Annotated in this window: 1 protein-coding gene; it reads left to right on the top strand. The window is 31.6% G+C overall.

The features are described 5' to 3' along the window. Nucleotides 1-1,330, top strand: a 1,330-nt coding sequence (locus tag FOF46_RS30765) for a BspA family leucine-rich repeat surface protein (protein ID WP_143919240.1), incomplete at its 5' end; no start/stop codon positions are given. Nucleotides 1,331-1,580 lie beyond the last annotated feature (250 nt).

Here is a 1,580-nt window from a genome sequence, read left to right as displayed (position 1 = left end):
TACATTGGCAACAGATTATAGTAAGCCAGTGGAATTTACAGTAACGGCAGAAGATGGTACAACCCAAGAGTATACAGTAACAGTAACTGTTGAAACTGCTAATGAGGGTAAACCATTTGTTACAACATGGAAATTTTCTGAGGACAATGAATCGATAATAATACCTACATCAAATGATTTTATATATGATTTTACAATAGATTGGGGAGATGGTGTGGTTCAAAATGGACGAACAGGTTATTCTAAGCATACATATGCAAATGCAGGAGAGTATACGGTGAAAATATTTGGTACTTTTCCTTCAATAGGATCTATGGATTATGATTCTAGTAAAAAAATTATAAGTATAGATAGTTGGGGAGGTATAGAATGGCAATCTATGGAAAATGCTTTCATAAATTGCTCTAATTTAATTTATAAAGCTACTGATGCTCCAGATTTATCAAATGTCACAAGCATGAAATCTATGTTTAGTAGGGCAACTTCTTTTAATGGAGACATAGGTGGTTGGAATGTATCTAATGTTACAGATATGGCAGGTATGTTTTCTGGTGCTACTTCTTTTAATGGAGATATTAGTAAGTGGAATATGTCTAATGTTACAGATGTGAGTTCGATGTTTTCATGGGCTAAATTTTTTAATCAAGATATAGGTGGTTGGGATATGTCTAATGTTGTAAATATGGGAAGAATGTTTTTTGATGCTGAATCTTTTAATCAAGATATAGGGGGTTGGAGTGTTTCTAATGTTGTTTATATGACTAGTTTGTTTTCTGATGCTGAATCTTTTAATGGAGATATAAGTAATTGGAATGTTTCTAATGTTACAGATATGGGTGGTATGTTTTACAATGCTATATCTTTTAACCAAGATATAGGGGGTTGGAATGTTTCTAACGTTACAGATATGAGCAGTATGTTTTACGGTGCTAGAAATTTTAGCCAAGATATAGGGGGTTGGAATGTCTCTAATGTAACAAATATGCATGCTATGTTTTCTTTAGCTGGTTTTAATCAAGATATAGGGGGGTGGAATGTCTCTAGTGTTGTTGATATGGGAGATATGTTTGCTCTTGCAACTTCTTTTGATCAAAATCTTGGTGATTGGGATGTCTCTAATGTTACTAAAATGGATTCTATGTTTAGAAATATAACTTTATCTACCTCAAATTATGATGCATTATTAATAGGTTGGGAGAAAAATGGGGTGTCTAAAAACATAAACTTTAATGGAGGTTTTAGTAAATATAGGTCTCAGGCTGCTGTACAAGCTAGAGGACGTTTAAAAAATAATAATAATTGGTTAATAACAGATGGAGGTAAGGAATAATAAGTAAAATAATTTAAGATTTAATTCTAAATAAGAGTAAAAACCATCCATTTTGGGTGGTTTTTTGCTTTTGTGTAAGCTTTATTTTTGCAAAAAAATATTTTTAACATGAAAACACCTAATTTTTTCCTTATTGCATTATTGCTATTGGTAATAACATCTTGTTCCAAAGATGATGAACCAGTAGTAAAAAGTAAATTAAAAGAGCTTACATCGTTTGTAATAAAAGATATAGAAGCCACAGTAGATG

The sequence above is a fragment of the Aquimarina algiphila genome (assembly GCF_007489275.1).
Taxonomy (GTDB): Bacteria; Bacteroidota; Bacteroidia; order Flavobacteriales; family Flavobacteriaceae; genus Aquimarina; species Aquimarina algiphila.
This window is presented reverse-complemented; position numbering and strand designations above follow the sequence as displayed.